Origin of the sequence: Amycolatopsis sp. NPDC051758 (assembly GCF_044453095.1) — a bacterium.
GTDB lineage: Bacteria > Actinomycetota > Actinomycetes > Mycobacteriales > Pseudonocardiaceae > Amycolatopsis.
In genome coordinates this window covers 82005-99694 of the sequence record NZ_JBITCJ010000007.1, presented here as the reverse complement: position 1 = coordinate 99694, position 17690 = coordinate 82005, and the positions used below count along the sequence as shown (strand labels likewise).

Genomic DNA, 17690 nt, shown 5'->3' with positions numbered 1-17690 from the left:
GACGGCGGGCGCCGCACCACAAGGAGACCTCGGGAGCGGTGCGCCGCGACGCGGCCGGACTGCCCGAACCGCGAGGACCTTCGTCACCGAAGCGCAGGAGATGGACCAGCGAGCGAAACCTGGAGTTTCGACGTCACGGTCGAGCACGGGCCCGCGGGCTCGACGCCACGTGAGGCGTCGTCCGCGCCACGGCGACGGGTGCCGGGCGGGGTCTTCCCCACCTCGCCCGGCACCCACGTCAGATTAGAACACATGTTCGATTCAAGGCGAGCCGGCGGGCAGATTCAGCCGACCGGCGCCGACCACTCGACCTTCAGGCCGCCCTCGGGGCCGGTTCCCAGTGAAAACGAGCCGCCGGAGGCCTCGGCGCGGTCACCGAGGTTGCCGAGCCCGCTCGGCGAGACGTCCGCGGGCAACCCGCGGCCGTCGTCGAGCACCACGACGCGGATCACGTCGTCCTTCACCGCGACCGAGACCGACAGCGTCGAGGCCTCCGCGTGCCGGACCGCGTTGCTGACGGCCTCGCGCACCACCGCCTCGACGTGCTCGGCGAGCTGCGTGGGCAGCGTGTCGATCGGCCCGGACATGCTGACCGTCGGGTGCACCGGCGCGTCGTCGGTCAGCTCGGCGACCGCGTCGTGCAGCCGGTGCCGCAGCCGCAGCCCCATCTCCCCCGCCGCGCCGCCGTGCAGGTCGAAGATCGCCGTGCGGATCTCCTGCACGATCTCGTGCATCTGCTCGATGCTGTCCCCGAGCCGTTTCTGCAGCTCCGGCGACTTCGTCCGCCGCTGCGTGCTCTGCATCGACAGGCCGACGGCGAACAGCCGCTGGATCACGTGGTCGTGCAGGTCGCGGGCGATCCGGTCACGATCGCCGAGCACGTCCAGCTCGCGCGCGGCCCGCTGCTGCGCCGCCAGCTGCAGCGCCAGTGCCGCCTGGTCGGCGAAGGACGCCACGACCGACAGCTGGGCCGACTCGAACGACCCGGCCCCCGGCTCCCGGGCCGCGATGAGCACCCCGGTCGTCCGGTCCCCCGCGCGCAGCGGAACCACCAGCGCGGGACCGAAGCGGTGCTCACGCAGACCGAGTTCGCCGACGCTGCGGGGTGTCCGGTCCCGGTAGACCGCGCCGGGCACGCTCTCCTCGAGGTCGATGTGCGTGCCCGACAGCTCGGCCGCCCTCGTTCCCGCGCAGACCGTGACCGTCAGGTCGTCGACGTCGTCACCCCAGTCCTCGTCGACGTCGAGCCGCCCGGAGTTCGGCAGCGCGAGCATCGTGACGTCGGAGCCGGTCAGTTCCAGCGCGCGGGTCGCGATCGTGTTGAGCGCTTCGGCCGGGTCGGTTCCGCCGAGCAGCTCGGTCGTCACCTCGCTGGTCGCGGCCAGCCACTGCTGCCGCACCCGCGCCTGCTCGTAGAGGTGCGCGTTCTCGATCGCGATGCCGGCCGCCGCGGCCAGCGCCTGCACGACGACCTCGTCGTCGTCGGTGAACTGTTCCCCGTCCTTCTTCTCGGTCAGGTACAGCCGGCCGAACACTTCGTCGCGCACGCGCACCGGCACGCCGAGGAAGGTGTGCATCGGCGGGTGGTGGGCGGGGAACCCGACCGAAGCCGGGTGAGCCGAGATTTCCTCCAGCCGCAACGGTTTCGCCTCGTCGATGACCACGCCGAGAACGCCGTGACCTTCGGGCAGGTCACCGATCAGCCGGCGGGCCTCGTCGTTGATGCCGACGTAGATGAACTCGGACAGCGAGCCGTCCTCGGCCAGCACCCCGAGCGCGCCGTACTTCGCTTCACCGAGCTCGATCGCGGCGTCCACGATGCGGCGCAGGGTGGTGTCCAGCTCCAGTCCGGACGCGACGGCCAGCACCGCGTCGAGCAGGCCGTCCATCTTGTCGCGCGTGCCGATCAGCAGCTCGATCCGGTCCTGCAGGTCGCGCAGCACCTCGCGCAGCCGAAGGCCCGACAGCGTGCCCGACATCCGCCGCTGCCCTTTGTCCGACCGCTGTCCCGGCTCGCTGATCACGACCTCCACATCGTCTGTCCCACTGGTGACTTTCTCCCCTTTCCGCACTGCTGCGTTGCGAGAGACCGTCGCGGGAAGGCTTTCGGAACGACAGTGTGCCGCTCCCCGGCACCGAGGGGAAACCATGACACTACCCATCACCTCGATCGGCTTGCTGGACTCCGATCAGGTGAAGTCCGTGATCGGTGCTGCGGTGCTCGCCCCGTCGACGCACAACACGCAGCCCTGGCGGTTCCGCTGCACTCCGGCGGGCCTCGAGCTGCACGCCGATCCGGACCGCGCCCTGCCGGTGGCCGACACCGACCAGCGGGAGCTGCTGCTCTCGTGCGGGGCAGCGTTGTTCAACCTGCGCACCGCGATCCACGCTCTCGGCGCCCACCCGGCGACGACGCTGCTTCCCCGGCGTGGCGATCCCACGCTGCTCGCGGTGGTCCGGCCGTTCGCGGTCCGCAAACCCGATCCCCGGCTGGTCGGCCTGGCCGACGCGATCCCGCGCCGTCACACCAACCGCACGCCGTTCGAAGCGGCCGTCATCCCGCCCGCGGTGGTGGCCGAGCTGCGGCACGCCGCCGAGGTCGAGCAGGCCTGGCTGCCCCGGCTGGACGCCCGGCAGCGGGAGAACCTGCGGGAGCTCGTGCACAAAGGACACCAGGCCCAGATGGCCGACCCGGCCTTCCTCGCCGAGTGGCAGCGCTGGACGGCGCGCGACCGCAGCAGCCGTGACGGCGTCCCCGAGTACGCGGCGGGGGCGATGCCCTCGGACAACGGCGGCTGGGTCTTGCGGGACTTCGGCTCGCGGCGCCGCGAGCGGACCGACCACTCCGAACCCCTCGTCGTGGTCATCGGCTCCTTCGACGACACCCGCGCCGACCGGCTCCGCGCCGGCCAGGCGATGCAGCGGGTCCTGCTGACGGCCACCGCCGCCGGGCTCGACGCATCGTTCATCTCCCAGCCGGTCGAGGTCCCGGCCGTGCGCGACGAGCTCCGCCACCTGCTCGGCGGCGGTTTGTGGCCGCAGATCGTGCTGCGCCTCGGCCGCGGCGCACCGGTGCCGTGGACCCCACGGCGGTCCCTGGACGACGTCCTGCTGGACCCGGACCGGCTGAGCGCCTAACCGTTCTGGTTGCGCAGTTCGGTGGCGAGCACGGCGGCCTGCGTGCGGCGCTCCATGCCGAGCTTGGTCAGCAGCCGCGACACGTAGTTCTTCACCGTTTTCTCGGCCAGGAACATCCGCTCGGAGATCTGCCGGTTGGTCAGCCCCTCGCCGATCAGCTCCAGCAGCCTCTTCTCCTGGTCCGAGAGATCGGCGAGCGGGCCCTTCTTGGCCTGGCTGTCGCGGAGCTTGGCCATCAGCGCGGCCGCCGCGTGGGCGTCGAGCAGGGACTTGCCCGCGCCGACGTCCTGCACGGCCGAGACCAGGTCCATGCCCTTGATGTCCTTGATGACGAACCCGCTCGCGCCGGCCATCACCGCGTCGAGCATCGCCTGCTCGTCGGTGTAGGACGTCAGCATCAGGCACTTGAGCTCCGGCAGCTTGGACCGCAGCTCACGGGCCAGCTCGATGCCGTTGCCGTCCGGCAGCCGCACGTCCAGCACCGCCACGTCCGGGTTCAGCGCGGGAATGCGGGCCAGCGCCTGCGAGACGCTGCCGGCCTGCCCGACGACGGTGAGGTTCTCGTCCTCGTCCAGCAGGTCGGCGACACCACGGCGGACGACCTCGTGGTCGTCGACGAGAAATACGCGGAGCATTGCGACCTCCTGGAGCCGGTTCGACGAGATCAGCCTACGACCACAGGGCCCTGGATGGCAGGGACCGGTGACCGTCGCGGAAGTGACCAAGGACCCTCTCGCCGAAGGGCCGTCGGACCGGATGCTTCCGTGGTCAACATCGTCCGCGCGAGCAGGAGAACCGGATGAGCACCCTGGACCTCGCCCGATGGCAGTTCGGGATCACCACCGTGTACCACTTCATCTTCGTCCCGCTGACCATCGGCCTGTCCTTCCTGGTCGCCGGGATGCAGACGGCGTGGGTGCGCACCGGCCACGACAAATACCGGCGGATGACGAAGTTCTGGGGAAAGCTGTTCCTCATCAACTTCGCCATGGGCGTGGCGACCGGGATCGTGCAGGAATTCCAGTTCGGCATGAACTGGTCGGACTACAGCACGTTCGTCGGTGACATCTTCGGCGCGCCGTTGGCCATCGAAGGCCTGCTCGCCTTCTTCCTCGAGTCGACGTTCCTCGGCCTGTGGATCTTCGGCTGGGACAAGCTGTCGAAGAAGCTGCACCTGGCCACGATCTGGATCGCCGCGATCGGCACCGTGCTCTCCGCCTACTTCATCCTCGCCGCCAACTCCTGGATGCAGCACCCGGTCGGCTACGCGGTCAACCCCGCCACCGGCCGCGCGGAGCTCAAGGACTTCGGCGCCGTCCTGACCAACTCCACCGCCGTCGGCGCCTGCGCGCACACCATCACCGCGTGCTTCCTGACCGCCGGCATGTTCGTCGTCGGGATCAGCGCGTGGCAGCTGCGAAAAGGCCGCAACGCGGACGTCTACCGGCCCTCGATGAAGCTCGCGCTGGTCACCGTGCTGATCGCGAGCCTCGGTGTCATCGTCACCGGTGATCTCCAGGCCCGGCTGATGACCGAGCAGCAGCCGATGAAGATGGCCGCCGCCGAAGCGCTCTACGACACCGTCGGGCCCGCGTCGTTCTCGCTGTTCACCATCGGCTCGCTCGACGGCTCCCAGGAGAAGTTCAGCGTCCGTGTGCCCGGTGTGCTGTCGTTCATGGCCACCGGCAGCTTCGACGGCCGCGTCGAGGGCATCAACGACCTGCAGGCCGCAGAGCAGCAGCAGTACGGCCCCGGTGAGTACCGGCCGGACATCCCCGTCGCCTACTGGACGTTCCGCCTGATGATCGGCTTCGGCTTCGCCTGCCTGCTGATCTCGCTGGCCGGCCTCTGGCTGTTCCGCCGCGGCCGCACTCCCCGCGCCCGCTGGTTCTTCCCCGTCGCGACCGCCGGGATCGCCCTGCCGTTCCTCGCGAACAGCGTCGGCTGGATCTTCACCGAGATGGGCCGCCAGCCGTGGTCGGTGTTCGGCGTGCTGAAGACCGCCGACTCGGTGTCGCCCACGGTCCCCGCGGGCAGCGTCCTGACCTCGCTGATCGTGTTCACCGTGCTCTACGGCGTCCTCGCGGTCGTCGACGGCGTCCTGATGGTCCGCTACGCCAAGGCCGGTCCCCCACCACCGGAAGCACCGAGCGAAGACACCGATTCCGACGAGCCGCGGCCCGCGGCCTTCGCCTACTGACGCCGGAGACCCGTCATGGCCCTGACCGACATCTGGTTCCTGCTCATCGCGGTCCTCTGGACCGGCTACTTCGTCCTCGAAGGTTTCGACTTCGGCGTCGGCATGCTGCTGCGCGTCCTCGGCCACGACGACACCGACCGCCGCGTGCTGATCAACACGATCGGCCCGGTCTGGGACGGCAACGAGGTCTGGCTGCTCGTCGCCGGCGGCGCCACCTTCGCCGCGTTCCCGCTCTGGTACTCGAGCTTGTTCTCCGGCTTCTACCTCGCGCTGCTGCTGGTGCTGGTCGCGCTGATCCTGCGCGGGGTGGCGTTCGAGTTCCGCGGGAAGATCGACAGCGCCCGCTGGCGGAACACCTGGGACTGGATCATCGTCTTCGCCTCGGCCGGCCCCGCGTTGCTGTGGGGTGTCGCCTTCGGCAACATCGTCCACGGCGTCCCGCTCGACGCGAAGCACCACTTCACCGGCACGTTCTTCACCCTGCTCAACCCGTACGCGCTGCTCGGCGGGCTGGCCACGCTCACGCTGTTCGCCTTCCACGGCGCGGTGTTCCTCACGCTGAAGACGACGGACGCGCTGTGCGACCGCGCCCGGACGCTCAGCCGCGCGCTCGGCGGCGCGGCGATCGTGTTCGGCGGCGTCTTCCTCGGCTACACCGCGATCGAGCACGGCGGCTGGGCCTGGCTGACCTCGCTGATCGCCGCGGCGCTGCTGGTCGCGGGTGTGCTGTTCGCCGCCGGCGGGCGCGAGGGGTTCGCCTTCGCGAGCACGGCGGGCGCGATCATCGCCGTCACCGTCACGCTGTTCTGGTCGCTGTACCCGAACGTGCTGCCCTCGACGACCGACCCGGCGTTCAGCCTGACCACCACGAACGCGTCCTCGACGCACTACACCCTGCAGATCATGACCTGGGTCGCCGTCGCGTTCACCCCGATCGTGCTGGCCTACCAGACCTGGACGTACTGGGTCTTCCGCAAGCGCATCGGCCGGGACACCATCCCCGCCGGTGGCGGCCTCCCCGCGGCCCGCCGGTGAGGCCCCTCGACCCACGGCTGCTGCGCCACGCGAGCGCGGTCCGGCCGTTCGTCCTCGCCTGCGCCGCGCTGGGCGTGCTCACCGCGATGCTGGTGCTCGCCCAGGCCGAGCTGCTGGCGAAGACGATCACGTGGGCCTTCCTCGACGGCTTCGCGCTGCCGGACCTGCTGGTTCCGGTCGGGATGCTGCTGCTCGTGGTGCTCGCCCGGGCCGGGATCGCCTGGCTGGCGGAGACGACCGCGCACCGCGCGGCCGCGCGGGCGCTCTCCCAGCTGCGGGAGACGGTCATCGCGGCGGCGCTGCGGATCGGGCCCCGGCAGGCGGACCGCTCCCCCGCCGAAGTCGCGTCCTTGGCGACGCACGGCGTCGACCGGCTCGAGGGTTACTTCGCGCGGTACCTGCCGCAGCTGCTGATCGCCTCGGTGGTGCCGCTGGTGGTCGGTGTGCGGATCCTGGCCGCCGACTGGGTGGCCGCGGTCATCGTGGGCTTCACCGTGCCGCTGATCCCGCTCTTCATGATCCTCATCGGGCTCTACACCCAGCGTGACGTCCGGCGTCAGTGGAAGACGCTTTCGTTGCTGGGCAACCACTTCCTCGACCTCGTCGCCGGGCTGGCCGAGCTCACCGCGTTCGGCCGCGCGCGGGCGCAGATCCGCTCCTTGCGAGAGATCACCGAGAAGTACCGGACCCAGACCATGCGGACGTTGCGCGTCGCGTTCCTGTCCGCACTCGCCCTCGAACTCCTGGCGACGCTGTCGGTCGCGGTCGTCGCCGTGTCGATCGGCCTCCGGCTGCTGGCCGGCGAACTCGACCTGCAGACCGCGCTCGTGGTGCTGATCCTCGCCCCCGAGGTCTACCTCCCGCTGCGGGCCGTCGGCGCCCGGTTCCACGACAGCGCCGAAGGCCTTGCCGCCGCCGAAGAGATCATCGCGCTCGCCGGCACGCCTGCGGCCGACACCGGCACCCGCACGGTTCCGGACCTCACGCGGGTGGCGCTGCGCTGCGAGAACGTGACGGTCGAGGGCCGGTCCGGACCGATCCTGGACGGCTTCAGCCTGCGGGTGCCGCCCGGCGAAGTCGTCGGCGTGACCGGGCCGAGCGGAGCAGGCAAGTCGACGCTGCTGGACGTCCTGCTCGGCTGGCGGCGTCCCGACGGTGGCCGGGTGTCGCTCGGCGACACCGACCTCGCCGGCATCGGCCGCGCGACCTGGCACCGGCACCTCGCCTGGGTGCCGCAGCAGCCGCACCTGGTCGCCGGGACCGTGGCCGAGAACATCCGGCTGGGCTCCCCCGACGCCCCCGACGAAGCGGTGCTCGCCGCCGCCGACACCGCGGCGCTCGACGTCCCGCTGTCCACTGTGGTCGGAGAACTCGGCGCCGGGCTGTCGACCGGGCAGCGCCGCCGCGTCGCGCTGGCGCGGGCGGTGCTCCTCGACCGGCCGCTCATCCTGCTCGACGAACCCACCGAAGGCGTCGACGCGGAGACCGAGGCCGCCATCCTGGACCGGCTGCCGAAGGTGCTCGCCGGGCGGACCGCGGTGCTCATCAGCCACCACCCCGCGGTGCTGGCCCGGTGCGACCGGGTCGTCACCCTCGCCGCACCGGTCACTCCGCGCAGCGTGGCGCCGGAGCCCGTCGTCGCGCCCGCTCAGGCTCACCCGGCCGCCACCGCGCCGGTCACCAAACTATCCACAGTGGACGGTACGAGCTCGAAGTGGCGGCCGTTGCTGGCTGCGGTCCGCCCGTATCGGTGGCGGCTCGTCCTGGCGTGTCTCGCCGCCACCGCCGCGCTCGGCTGCGGGGTCGCGCTCACCGCGACGTCGTCGTGGCTGATCGCGAGCGCCGCGTTGCACCCGCCGGTGCTGAGCCTGATGGTGGCGATCGTCGCCGTGCGCACCTTCGGTCTGGCCAAGGGCATCCTGCGCTACCTCGAGCGGCTGCTGTCGCACGACGTCGCGCAGCGCGCCCTGACCGACCTGCGCGTCCGGGTGTGGGCCCGGCTGGTCCGGATCGGCCCGGCCCGCACGGCCCGGCTGCGCCGCGGCGACCTGCTGCACCGGCTGGTGTCCGATGTGGACAGCCAGCAGGACGTGCTGGTGCGCGGCCTGATTCCGGGGATCTCGACGGTCACGGTCCTGGCCGGAATCGCTGTCACACTCGGAATGCTGCTGCCCGTCGCCGGGGTGGCCGCCGCGTCGGGCTTGCTCGTCGCCGGGGTCCTCGCCCCGCTCGTGGCCGCCCTGACCGCTCGCCGGGCCCACCGGGAAACCGCCCGCCTGCACGCCGACGTCAGCGCGAGCACCGTCGAGCTGCTCCAGGCCTCCGCCGACCTGATCGTCCACGATGCAGCGATGCGGCGGCACTCCCGGTTACGTGAGCTCGATGCCGGCCTGACTGCGCTGGCCCGCCGGTCCGCGATCCGGCGTGGGCTCGGCGCCGGGATCGCGACGCTCGGGGTCGGGTTGACCTCGGTGGCCTGCCTGGCACTGGGCATCGTGGCCGTGCGGGCGGGCACCATCCCGGGACCCGCGCTGGCCGTGCTCGCGCTGACCCCGCTCGCGGCCGCCGAGCTGGTGGCCGGCTTGCCGGAGGCCGCGCAGCGCCTGCTGGGCGCAGGGCATTCCGCACGCCGGCTCGCGGATCTCGACGCGCTCCCGGCGCCGCGGACCGAGCCCGGTTCGCCCGCGCCCGCAGCTGACTGCCTGGCCGCGGAACGACTAGCGGTCCGCTGGCCGGACGCCCGTCACGACACGGTCCGCAACGTGGACCTGCAGATCGCGCCCGACCGGCGGCTCGCCCTGACCGGCCGGTCCGGGGCGGGCAAGAGCACGGTGGTCGCGGCGCTGATGCGTCACCTCACCCCGTCCGCGGGGCGGATCCTGCTCGGCGACGTCGACACCCGGGCCTGCGACGGCGACTCGGTGCGGGAGCAGATCGCCTGGTGCGGGCCGGACACACACCTGTTCGACAGCACCTTGCGCGAGAACCTCCGCCTGGCCCGCCCCACCGCGGGCGACGACGACCTGCGCGCGGCGCTCTCCCTGGCTCAGCTGGGCACCTGGCTGAGCGCGCTGCCCGACGGCCTCGACACGCCGCTGGGCACCCACGGCACCCCGATCTCGGGCGGCGAACGCCAGCGCATCGGCGTGGCCCGCGCACTGTTGTCGGACCGCCCGATCCTGCTCCTCGACGAACCGACGGCCCACCTCGACGCCCCGACCGCAGCCGCCCTCGCCGCCGACGTCCTGGCGGCCACCGAGGGGCGCTCGGCGCTGGTGGTCACCCACCGGCCGGCGGAGTTCCCAACGCTCCCGGTCGTCGACGTGACCGCCGCGCGTTCTCTCGACGCCGCCTGAGCACCGCCGGCAGCCACGCAGCCGGGTCAGGACAGCGGAACCCACCAGCGCAGCGGTTGGCGTGCGCCGCAGTCTCCAAAGTGGACACCGCCGCGTCGACACAGCCGGCGGCATCGTTGTGCGGCATGTCGAACGCAGCTCACCGCCCCGGCCGGGCGCGGCCGGGGCGGTGACGCGAACCATCTCCACAGCGGGCGCCCGCGAACAGCACCTCGGCCAGGGCGATCGTGACCGCCACAGCGACGTCTCAGCCCTCCCAGGTCCAGTCGCGGATCTCCGGCAGGTCCTCCCCGTGCGCCCGGATCCAGCGGCGGTGGAGCCCCTGGGCCTCGGTCATCCGCTGCCGCAGCACCCCCGCCGTCGCGACCAGCCCCGGCACCCGGTCGATCACGTCGATCACCAGCTGGAACCGGTCCATGTGGTTGAGCACCAGCATGTCGAACGGCGTTGTTGTGGTGCCGTGCTCGGTGTAGCCCCGCACGTGCATGTCGTGGTGGTTCGTGCGGCGGTAGGCCAGCCGGTGGATCAGCCACGGGTAACCGTGGTAGGCGAAGATCACCGGCCGGTTCGGGGTGAACAGCGCGTCGAACTCGCGGTCGCCCAGGCCGTGCGGGTGCTCGGCTTCCGGCTGCAGCCGCATCAGGTCGACGACGTTCACCACACGCACCGCGAGGTCCGGCAGCTCCGAACGCAGGATCTTCGCGGCCGCGAGCACTTCCAGCGTCGGGGCGTCACCCGCGCAGCCGAGCACGACGTCCGGCTCGCGGTCGGTGTGCGTGCTCGCCCACTCCCAGATGCTCACGCCCCGGGCGCAGTGCAGGGCCGCCTGTTCGGCGTCGAGCCAGTTCGGGCTGTCGTTCTTGCCCGCCACGATCACGTTCACGTAGTCCCGGCTGCGCAGGCAGTGCGCGGCGACTTCCAGCAGGGTGTTGGTGTCCGGCGGGAAGTAGATCCGCACCACCTCGGAGCTCTTGTTGGCGACGTGGTCGACAAAACCCGGGTCCTGGTGCGAGAAGCCGTTGTGGTCCTGCCGCCACACGTGCGAGGTCAGCAGGTAGTTCAGCGACGCCACTGGGCGCCGCCACGGGATCTGCCGGTGCACACGCAGCCACTTGATGTGCTGGTTCACCATCGAGTCGACGATGTGCACGAACGCTTCGTAGCAGTTGAACAGCCCGTGCCGGCCCGACAGCAGGTAGCCCTCCAGCCAGCCTTGGCACAGGTGCTCCGAGAGCACCTCCAGCACCCTGCCGTCGGGAGACAGGTGCTCGTCGACGGCCTCGACCGAAGCCTGCCACTGCTTGGCGGTGACGTCGTAGACCGCGTCGAGGCGGTTGGACGCCGTCTCGTCGGGACCGAAGAGGCGGAAGTTCGCCCGGTCGGCGTTGAACGCGAAGACGTCCCGCAGGAACCGGCCCAGCACCCGGGTCGGCTCGGCCACCGTCGCGCCCGGCGCCGGGACGGTGACGGCATGGGCCTCGACGTCCGGCAGCGTGAGCGGGCGCAGGAGGACACCGCCGTTGGCGTTCGGGTTGGCGCCCATCCGGCGCTCCCCCGCCGGGATCATCGCCGTGACGTCCGCGACCGGGCGGCCGCGCTCGTCGAACAGCTCCTCCGGGCGGTACGAGCGCATCCACGCCTCCAGCTGCCGCCGGTGTTCGGGGTTGCGCCGGACCTCGGTGAGCGGCACCTGGTGCGCCCGCCAGGTGCCCTCGACCGGCAGACCGTCCACAACGGACGGACCGGTCCAGCCCTTGGGACTACGCAGCACGATCATCGGCCACGCCGGCCGTTCCCGGTGCCGGCGGATCACCGCGAGGTCGGCGACCGCCGAGTCGAGCGCGGCCGCCATCGCCTGGTGCATCAGTTCCGGGTCACTGCCTTCGACGTAGATCGGCTCGTAGCCGTACCCGCGCAGGAGCGCGTCGAGTTCGGCCGGGGCGATCCGGGACAGCACGGTCGGGTTGGCGATCTTGTACCCGTTGAGGTGCAGGATCGGCAGCACCGCGCCGTCGCGCACCGGGTCGAGGAACTTGTTGGCGTGCCAAGAAGTCGCGAGCGGACCGGTCTCGGCCTCACCGTCCCCCACCACGCAGGCGACCACGAGGCCGGGGTTGTCGAACGCCGCTCCGAAGGCGTGGGCGAGCGAGTAGCCCAGCTCGCCGCCCTCGTGGATCGAGCCGGGCACCTGCGGGGCGACGTGGCTGGGCACACCGCCGGGGAACGAGAACTGCTTGAACAGCTCCCGCATGCCCTCGCCGTCCCGGGTGACTTCGGGCCACGCCTCGGTGTAGCTGCCTTCGAGCCACGTGTTGGCCAGCAGCGCTGGGCCGCCGTGGCCCGGGCCGGTGACGAACATGGCGTCGAGGTCGTGGGTGAGGATCGCGCGGTTGAGGTGGGCGTAGACGAAGTTGAGACCGGGTGAGGTCCCCCAATGCCCGAGCAGTCTCGGCTTGACGTGCTCGGGGCGCAGCGGTTCGCGCAGCAGCGGGTTCGCCATCAGGTAGATCTGGCCGGCCGCGAGGTAGTTCGCGGCCCGCCAGAGGGCATCCACCTGGGCGAGCTCGGTGCTGCCGAGCACCGCGGGCCGGGCGTCGAGCGCGGTCACTTCGTCCGCTCCGGGCGGACGACGAGCACCGGGCTCTGGGCGTGCTGGACCAGCGCCTGGCTGGTCGAGCCGAGCAGCATCCCGGTGAAGCCGCCGCGGCCGCGGCTGCCGACGACGACCAGCTGGGCGGTCCTGCTCGCCTCGATCAGGACGTGGCGCGGCCGGTCGCGGACCAGCTGCCGGCGGATCTCGACGTCGGGGTACTTCTCCTGCCAGCCCGCCAGGCGCTGGACGAGCAGCCGCTCCTCACCCTCCTCGAGGGTTTCCGGCTGGGTGAGGATCCGGGCGGTGCCCCGGGTGTCCTCGTAGGTGGCGTCGTTCCAGGCGTGCACGGCGACCAGCGGGACACCGCGCAGCGAAGCTTCCTCGAACGCGACGGCGAGTGCCTGTTCGCTGTTCGGGCTGCCGTCGACGCCGACCACGACCGGACCCTCCTCCGGGACGACGGCGGAGGCGTGGCGGCCGCGGACGACCGCAACCGGGCAGTGTGCGTGCGCGGCGACCGTGCCCGCCGTCCCGCCGATCAGCATCCCGGTGAAGCCGCCGGTTCCGGTCCGGCCCACGACGAGCATCCGGGCGTGCCGGGACTCGTCGATCAGTATCGGCACCGGCGGCTCGTTCGGCAGCTCCGTCGTGATGACGAGGTCCTTGTCGACGGACGCGGCGAGGCTGCGGGCATCGGCGACGGCGCGTTCCCCGTCGGCGAGGACCGCGTCGAACAGCTGGGTCGCGCCGATGCCGGACATGCCGCCGCCGTAGTAGAGACCGGCGACCTGCAGTCCGTGGACGATCCTGAGTTCGAGGTGGCGCAGGGAAGCGATCCTGGCCGCCCAGGTGACGGCGGCGGTGGAGCCGGCCGAGCCGTCCACGCCGACGGTGATCCTCGGGTCGGTGGTGCTCATCGGTGCTGCTCCTCACCCGCGTAGGCGGTGTCTGCGGCGACGACGCCGGGCACGGCGAGCGCCAGCAACTGGGCGACGTGCCGGTCGGTGTCGTCGTTGTACTGGTCGACGATGTGGACGTAGCCGTCGCGGACGTCGATCTTCCAGCGGCCACCGCCGCCGTAGATCTCCAGCCGGTGCTTGACGTCCCGGGCGATTTCGGTGTCTTCCCGCGCGAGCACGCGGACGATGTCGCCGCGGGTGACGATGCCGACGACGGCCGAGCCGTCGACGATCGGCATCGCGCGGATCCGGGCGTCCACCAGGGCCTGGCACAGGTCCGAGACGTCGGTTCCGGTGCTCATGGCGGTGACGGGGCTGGTCATCAGGTCCCCGACCGTGTTCGCTGCGGCCGGGTGGTCGCGGTGCTCGTGGGCGTGGCGCGGGTCGACCGGGATCCGGCCGCGGATCAGGTCGGCTTCGGTGACGATGCCGATCAGGTGGTCATCGTCGTCGATCACGGGGAGGGCGGTGAAGCCGTGCATGGACAGCAGCTCGGCCGCCTCCTTGGCGGACGTCCACGGCTGCACGGTGATCACCGGCGCGGTCATCAGGTCGCGTGCGCGCATCGGGGTTCCTTTCGGTCACCTCCCAACCTAGGAAGGCCGGCCCCGGGTCGCCGCTGGCGTCGGTCACCGGTCGTGGGGACTAACGTCCCTTCGCCACCTCACGTCCACAAAGGACGAAGGTCGTGCCAGGCTGCGGGCAGCTCGACGCTCACCCACTGGACGGGCGCGCGCACCCCGATCAAGCCGAAAAGGTGGTCACGTCCCGCTCCCGGTGCGCTGGGGCCGCACCACCGCCACCGGGCACGGCGAGTGCGCGATCAGCGCTTGGCTCGTCGAGCCGAGCAGCATGCCGGTGAACCCGCCGCGGCCGCGGCAGCCCACCACGATCAGCTGCGCCCGCTCCCCGCGTTCCAGCAGCGTCCGCACCGGCCGGCCGCGGGAAACCTCGAACTCGATGGCCAGTTCCGGGTACTTCCGCTGCCAGCCGACCACCTGTTCGGCGAGCTTGACGCGCTCCGCGGCGGCGATTTCGTCCGGGTTCTCCTGCAGCGGGTGCGGGCGGAGCATGCCGTCGGCGAGGATGTCGCTCCACGTGTGCACGGCGGTGAGCGCGGTGCCGCGCAGCCGCGCCTCTTCGCAGGCGAAGCCCAGCGCGGCGTCGCTGTCGGGCGAACCGTCGGCGCCGACGACGACCGGCCCGGTGCCGGGCGGCGGGTCGTGCGGCTGCCGGCCCCGGACGACCACGATCGGGCAGTGCGTGTGCGCCGCCACCGCGACCGCGGTCGAGCCGACCAGCGAGCCGGTGAACCCGCCCAGCCCGCGCGAGCCCAGCACCAGCAGTTCGGCGTGCTGTGACTCCTGCGTCAACGCGGTGACCGGGCTCCATTCGCGGGCCGCCGTGGTGATCTCGAGGCCGGGGTGCTCGGCCAGCACCGCGGCGCGCGCGTCGGCGAGCCGGCCTTCGGCCTGTTCGGCCAACCCCGCCCGGACCTGCTCGTGGGTGCCGACCGCCATCGGCGCCTTCACCCGCGGCAGGGTGTAGACCTGCACCAGCCGCAGCGGGCGGCCACGGCGGTGTGCTTCGTGCCCGGCCCAGACAGCGGCCCGCACGGCCGAGCCGGAGCCGTCGATCCCGGCGACGACCGCGCCGTCAATGAAGCCGTGCATGACCGTCCTCCTCGTGGATCAGGTGCCGGACCCGGTCGTACCGGGTGCGGGCTCGCGCTTCGGCGGCTTCTTCCTCCGCAGCGGTCAGCACGACCGCGTCGGGTCCGGGGAAGACCGTCGAGACGTGGTCGTCGGCGGTCCAGCGGACGACGTACGGCGGGGTGCCGTCGGCGGAGCGGACCTCCTCGATGCGGCCGTGCTGGTCCGGCGCGCCGACCCGCGGGCCCTTGATGAGGAGCCAGTCACCCGGCTTCGCGTGCATGGTCCTGCCTTTCTCAGCTGTCTGCGGTGGCGGGTTCGGGAGTGGTGGGCGTGTCCGGGTGCCGGGCCGCGCGGTGTGCGGCAACCCCGATCAGGACGGCGCCGCCGGCCAGCACCACGGCCCCGGAGAGCAGCAGGCCGAGGGCGATCCAGCCGACCGCGGGCGCGGTCGCCCCGGCCTCGGCGCGCGCGGAGATCCCGCGCTAGGCGTCCGAGTTCATCACGACGGCGGTCCACCGCCCGTCGGCCACCGGCCAGGCGAGGCCCTGCGGGCCCGGACCCCGGGCGCCTGCTCGCAAGCCACGTCGGAGGCGCGGCGGAGCCAGTGGTAAACGTGCTCCAGGACGAGTTCGGAGTCGTCGAGCGGTCGCGGCGGCTCGCCTTCGAAGACGCACGCGTGCACCAAAGCGCAGCGTGGTGTCGCGGCGCAGCGCTTCGGCTGCCGCCCAGCGGATCGCGGCGTACGACACCGGCGAAGCGTCCACGCCGACGAGCACCGGGCGGGTCGCGGTTCCGGTCATCAGATCCTCCAGCGGTCACGGCGTTGGTGCGGCCAGCATGGTCTGCGCCGTACTCGCCGGTCAGAGCACGAAGTCCCTTTCGCCGGGGACCAAATCCGCCTGTCCCGCGCGGCGCCGTCGCCGACCCTGGAACGATGACCGGACCCGACCTGCTGATCGACCACTTCCTCCCGCACCCGCACTTCGAACTGGTGCGCACCGCCCTCGTTGATGCCCCGGTGAAGGAGACGTACGCCGCGGCGCGCGAACTGGACTTCACCGATGTCCGCGGCGGTGCCGTCACCGCCGCGGGATGGCTGCGCATGCTGCCCGAACGATGGCGCAACCGGCACCACGGCCCACCGCGCCGGCCGACCCGGCTCACGGCCGACGACCTCGACGCCGGATCGGAGTGGACCCTGCTCGGCGACCGCCCGGGCAGCGAGTTCGCGCTCGGTGCCGCGGGGAAGTTCTGGAAGCCGGTGATCGTGTGGCGGCGGGTCGAGGCCGACGACTTCGCCGGCTTCGAAGAGCACGGCTACGGCAAGATCGTCATGGCCGTCGCGGTGTTTCCATACGGCCCGCACCGCACCCTGCTGACGGTGCACACGAGGGTCGCGGCGACCGACCCGGAGAGCTGGCTGAAGCTCCGCCGCCACTGGCGTGCCGCCCGGCCGGCCGTCGGCGCCGTGCACACCGCCCTGATCCGCACGATGGCCGCGAACGCCCGGCAGCGGGCGCTCGCGGCCTATGCGCGAACCGATCAGGCCTGACGTCCGGCCACCGGCCGCCGCGGATCGTCCGCGCCGGCCGGGACGACGTCTTCCTCGTTCTCCTTGACCGCGCGGTGCTCGACCGCGTGCAGGTAGCCGCCCAGCTTCGGGCCGTGCCGCCCACGCTCGGCGATGGCACGGCGCGCCTCGGCCTCGATGACCGCCTTTTCCTTGTCGTCCATGGTTTCCTCCTCCGGTTCAGCGCGGCAGCAGGGTCGCCGCGTGGTCGGGAACGTGGGCCTGCAACCGCCGGTCGGGCCGGAAGTAACCGGTGGGTTCGGGCCGCGGCGGCAGCGAAACCGCCTGCCGGGACACCTCGTAGTACGGGACGGTGGACAGCAAGTGCGCGATCATGTTCAGCCGACCCCGGCGTTTCTCTTCGCTTTCCACCACGTGCCAAGGGGATTCGGCGGTGTCGGTGTGCACGAACATGTCGTCCTTCGCCCGCGAGTAGTCCTCCCAGTGCGTCACGGACTGCAGGTCGATGGTCGAGAGCTTCCAGCGGCGCATCGGGTCGTCGATCCGGGCTCGGAACCGGCGCTCCTGTTCGTCGAGGCTGACGGAGAACCAGTACTTGCGCAGCAGGATCCCGTCGTCGGCCAGCAGGCGCTCGAAGATCGGGCACTGCTGGAGGAACCGCCGGTGCTCTTCCGGGGTGCAGAACCCCATCACCCGCTCGACGCCGGCCCGGTTGTACCAGCTGCGGTCGAACAGCACGATCTCGCCGGCGGCGGGCAGGTGCTCGATGTAGCGCTGGAAGTACCACTGCGTCCGCTCCCGCTCCGTCGGGCCCGGCAGGGCGGCGATCCGCACGACGCGGGGGTTGAGGTGCTCGGTGACCCGCTTGATCGTGCTGCCCTTGCCCGCGGCGTCGCGGCCTTCGAACACCACGACCAGGCGAGCGCCTTCCGCCCGCACCCATTCCTGGAGCTTGACCAGCTCGGCCTGCAGGCGCAGCAGCTCCCGCTCGTAGACCTCGCGCGGAATCCGCGTCTTCTTCCGACCCGCCATGCTCTTGACGCTACGAAGCCACCGAGCGGCGGTCTGCGGTCCGACGTCGGCGGTGCCGGGGCCTTTGGTCCTTCACATCGAGGCGGTGCGGCCCTCTCCGCCCGCGCCCGCGGGGAGCATCGTGCGGGGATGCCTGCCACGTTCCTGCTCGGGCGCCCGGCCGGTGTCCGCGTCGGCGCGCACTGGTCCCG

Annotated in this window: 15 protein-coding genes; 5 read left to right on the top strand and 10 right to left on the bottom strand. The window is 71.9% G+C overall.

What is annotated here, in order from left to right; all coding sequences use genetic code 11:
• Positions 1-284: 284 nt before the first annotated feature.
• Positions 285-1979: a GAF domain-containing protein gene (locus tag ACIA5G_RS30825; RefSeq protein WP_395930322.1), complete on the bottom strand. Its 1695-nt coding sequence runs from the start codon at positions 1977-1979 to the stop codon at positions 285-287.
• A 169-nt stretch (positions 1980-2148) separates the two neighbouring features.
• Here ACIA5G_RS30825 and ACIA5G_RS30820 point away from each other — a divergent pair, with 169 nt between their 5' ends.
• Positions 2149-3138: an Acg family FMN-binding oxidoreductase gene (locus ACIA5G_RS30820; protein WP_395929474.1), complete on the top strand. Its 990-nt coding sequence runs from the start codon at positions 2149-2151 to the stop codon at positions 3136-3138.
• On the opposite strand, the gene ACIA5G_RS30815 is transcribed toward ACIA5G_RS30820, so the two are convergent.
• Positions 3135-3773 carry a response regulator gene (locus tag ACIA5G_RS30815; protein WP_395929472.1) on the bottom strand — a complete coding sequence of 213 codons (639 nt, stop codon included), beginning with the start codon at positions 3771-3773 and terminating at the stop codon, positions 3135-3137. The genes ACIA5G_RS30820 and ACIA5G_RS30815 overlap by 4 nt on opposite strands.
• 164 nt (positions 3774-3937) lie before the next feature.
• Here ACIA5G_RS30815 and ACIA5G_RS30810 point away from each other — a divergent pair, with 164 nt between their 5' ends.
• Genes ACIA5G_RS30810 through cydD form a run of 3 tightly spaced genes read left to right on the top strand, consistent with a single transcriptional unit; the run spans position 3938 to position 9729 of the window.
• The gene (locus ACIA5G_RS30810) at positions 3938-5338 is read left to right on the top strand and encodes a cytochrome ubiquinol oxidase subunit I (protein ID WP_395929470.1); all 1401 of its coding nucleotides are present in this window, start codon (positions 3938-3940) and stop codon (positions 5336-5338) included.
• A gap of 15 nt (positions 5339-5353) precedes the next feature.
• Positions 5354-6373, top strand: a complete 1020-nt coding sequence (gene cydB, locus ACIA5G_RS30805) for a cytochrome d ubiquinol oxidase subunit II (RefSeq protein WP_395929468.1) — start codon at positions 5354-5356, stop codon at positions 6371-6373.
• On the top strand, positions 6370-9729 hold the full coding sequence (gene cydD, locus ACIA5G_RS30800; RefSeq protein ID WP_395929466.1) for a thiol reductant ABC exporter subunit CydD: 3360 nt from the start codon (positions 6370-6372) through the stop codon (positions 9727-9729). Before cydB ends, cydD begins: the two co-directional genes overlap by 4 nt.
• A 247-nt stretch (positions 9730-9976) precedes the next feature.
• On the opposite strand, the gene ACIA5G_RS30795 is transcribed toward cydD, so the two are convergent.
• From ACIA5G_RS30795 to ACIA5G_RS30770, 6 genes are all read right to left on the bottom strand, one after another.
• On the bottom strand, positions 9977-12337 hold the full coding sequence (locus ACIA5G_RS30795) for a phosphoketolase (RefSeq protein WP_395929464.1): 2361 nt from the start codon (positions 12335-12337) through the stop codon (positions 9977-9979).
• Positions 12334-13239 (bottom strand): universal stress protein, encoded by a 906-nt coding sequence (locus ACIA5G_RS30790; protein WP_395929462.1) that lies wholly within the window; start codon positions 13237-13239, stop codon positions 12334-12336. The genes ACIA5G_RS30795 and ACIA5G_RS30790 overlap by 4 nt, the downstream gene beginning before the upstream one ends.
• Positions 13236-13847: an HPP family protein gene (locus ACIA5G_RS30785; RefSeq protein ID WP_395929460.1), complete on the bottom strand. Its 612-nt coding sequence runs from the start codon at positions 13845-13847 to the stop codon at positions 13236-13238. The genes ACIA5G_RS30790 and ACIA5G_RS30785 overlap by 4 nt, the downstream gene beginning before the upstream one ends.
• 195 nt (positions 13848-14042) lie before the next feature.
• The gene (locus ACIA5G_RS30780; RefSeq protein ID WP_395929458.1) at positions 14043-14954 is read right to left on the bottom strand and encodes a universal stress protein; all 912 of its coding nucleotides are present in this window, start codon (positions 14952-14954) and stop codon (positions 14043-14045) included.
• On the bottom strand, positions 14938-15216 hold the full coding sequence (locus tag ACIA5G_RS30775; RefSeq protein WP_395929456.1) for a DUF1918 domain-containing protein: 279 nt from the start codon (positions 15214-15216) through the stop codon (positions 14938-14940). The genes ACIA5G_RS30780 and ACIA5G_RS30775 overlap by 17 nt, the downstream gene beginning before the upstream one ends.
• 202 nt (positions 15217-15418) lie before the next feature.
• Complete coding sequence (locus tag ACIA5G_RS30770) at positions 15419-15736, bottom strand: universal stress protein (protein WP_395929454.1); 318 nt, start codon at positions 15734-15736, stop codon at positions 15419-15421.
• A gap of 134 nt (positions 15737-15870) precedes the next feature.
• Between ACIA5G_RS30770 and ACIA5G_RS30765 the strand changes: the two genes are divergently transcribed.
• Positions 15871-16488 carry a hypothetical protein gene (locus ACIA5G_RS30765; RefSeq protein WP_395929451.1) on the top strand — a complete coding sequence of 206 codons (618 nt, stop codon included), beginning with the start codon at positions 15871-15873 and terminating at the stop codon, positions 16486-16488.
• Here the strand turns inward: ACIA5G_RS30765 and ACIA5G_RS30760 are convergent.
• Both ACIA5G_RS30760 and ppk2 read right to left on the bottom strand, forming a co-directional pair.
• Positions 16479-16670: a hypothetical protein gene (locus ACIA5G_RS30760; RefSeq protein ID WP_395929449.1), complete on the bottom strand. Its 192-nt coding sequence runs from the start codon at positions 16668-16670 to the stop codon at positions 16479-16481. The two genes, ACIA5G_RS30765 and ACIA5G_RS30760, sit on opposite strands and share 10 nt — an antisense overlap.
• Before the next feature lie 16 nt (positions 16671-16686).
• Positions 16687-17499, bottom strand: a complete 813-nt coding sequence (gene ppk2, locus ACIA5G_RS30755) for a polyphosphate kinase 2 (RefSeq protein WP_395929447.1) — start codon at positions 17497-17499, stop codon at positions 16687-16689.
• Between the last annotated feature and the right edge of the window lie 191 nt (positions 17500-17690).

What these genes read in the sequence shown, in the direction of transcription:
- ACIA5G_RS30825 (WP_395930322.1), bottom strand. Translation starts at nt 1,979, where the DNA reads ATGTCGGGCACGCTGTCGGGCCTTCGGCTGCGCGAGGTGCTGCGCGAC.
- ACIA5G_RS30820 (WP_395929474.1), top strand. Translation starts at nt 2,149, where the DNA reads ATGACACTACCCATCACCTCGATCGGCTTGCTGGACTCCGATCAGGTG.
- ACIA5G_RS30815 (WP_395929472.1), bottom strand. Translation starts at nt 3,773, where the DNA reads ATGCTCCGCGTATTTCTCGTCGACGACCACGAGGTCGTCCGCCGTGGT.
- ACIA5G_RS30810 (WP_395929470.1), top strand. Translation starts at nt 3,938, where the DNA reads ATGAGCACCCTGGACCTCGCCCGATGGCAGTTCGGGATCACCACCGTG.
- cydB (WP_395929468.1), top strand. Translation starts at nt 5,354, where the DNA reads ATGGCCCTGACCGACATCTGGTTCCTGCTCATCGCGGTCCTCTGGACC.
- ACIA5G_RS30790 (WP_395929462.1), bottom strand. Translation starts at nt 13,239, where the DNA reads ATGAGCACCACCGACCCGAGGATCACCGTCGGCGTGGACGGCTCGGCC.
- ACIA5G_RS30785 (WP_395929460.1), bottom strand. Translation starts at nt 13,847, where the DNA reads ATGCGCGCACGCGACCTGATGACCGCGCCGGTGATCACCGTGCAGCCG.
- ACIA5G_RS30780 (WP_395929458.1), bottom strand. Translation starts at nt 14,954, where the DNA reads ATGCACGGCTTCATTGACGGCGCGGTCGTCGCCGGGATCGACGGCTCC.
- ACIA5G_RS30775 (WP_395929456.1), bottom strand. Translation starts at nt 15,216, where the DNA reads ATGCACGCGAAGCCGGGTGACTGGCTCCTCATCAAGGGCCCGCGGGTC.
- ACIA5G_RS30770 (WP_395929454.1), bottom strand. Translation starts at nt 15,736, where the DNA reads ATGACCGGAACCGCGACCCGCCCGGTGCTCGTCGGCGTGGACGCTTCG.
- ACIA5G_RS30765 (WP_395929451.1), top strand. Translation starts at nt 15,871, where the DNA reads ATGACCGGACCCGACCTGCTGATCGACCACTTCCTCCCGCACCCGCAC.
- ACIA5G_RS30760 (WP_395929449.1), bottom strand. Translation starts at nt 16,670, where the DNA reads ATGGACGACAAGGAAAAGGCGGTCATCGAGGCCGAGGCGCGCCGTGCC.
- ppk2 (WP_395929447.1), bottom strand. Translation starts at nt 17,499, where the DNA reads ATGGCGGGTCGGAAGAAGACGCGGATTCCGCGCGAGGTCTACGAGCGG.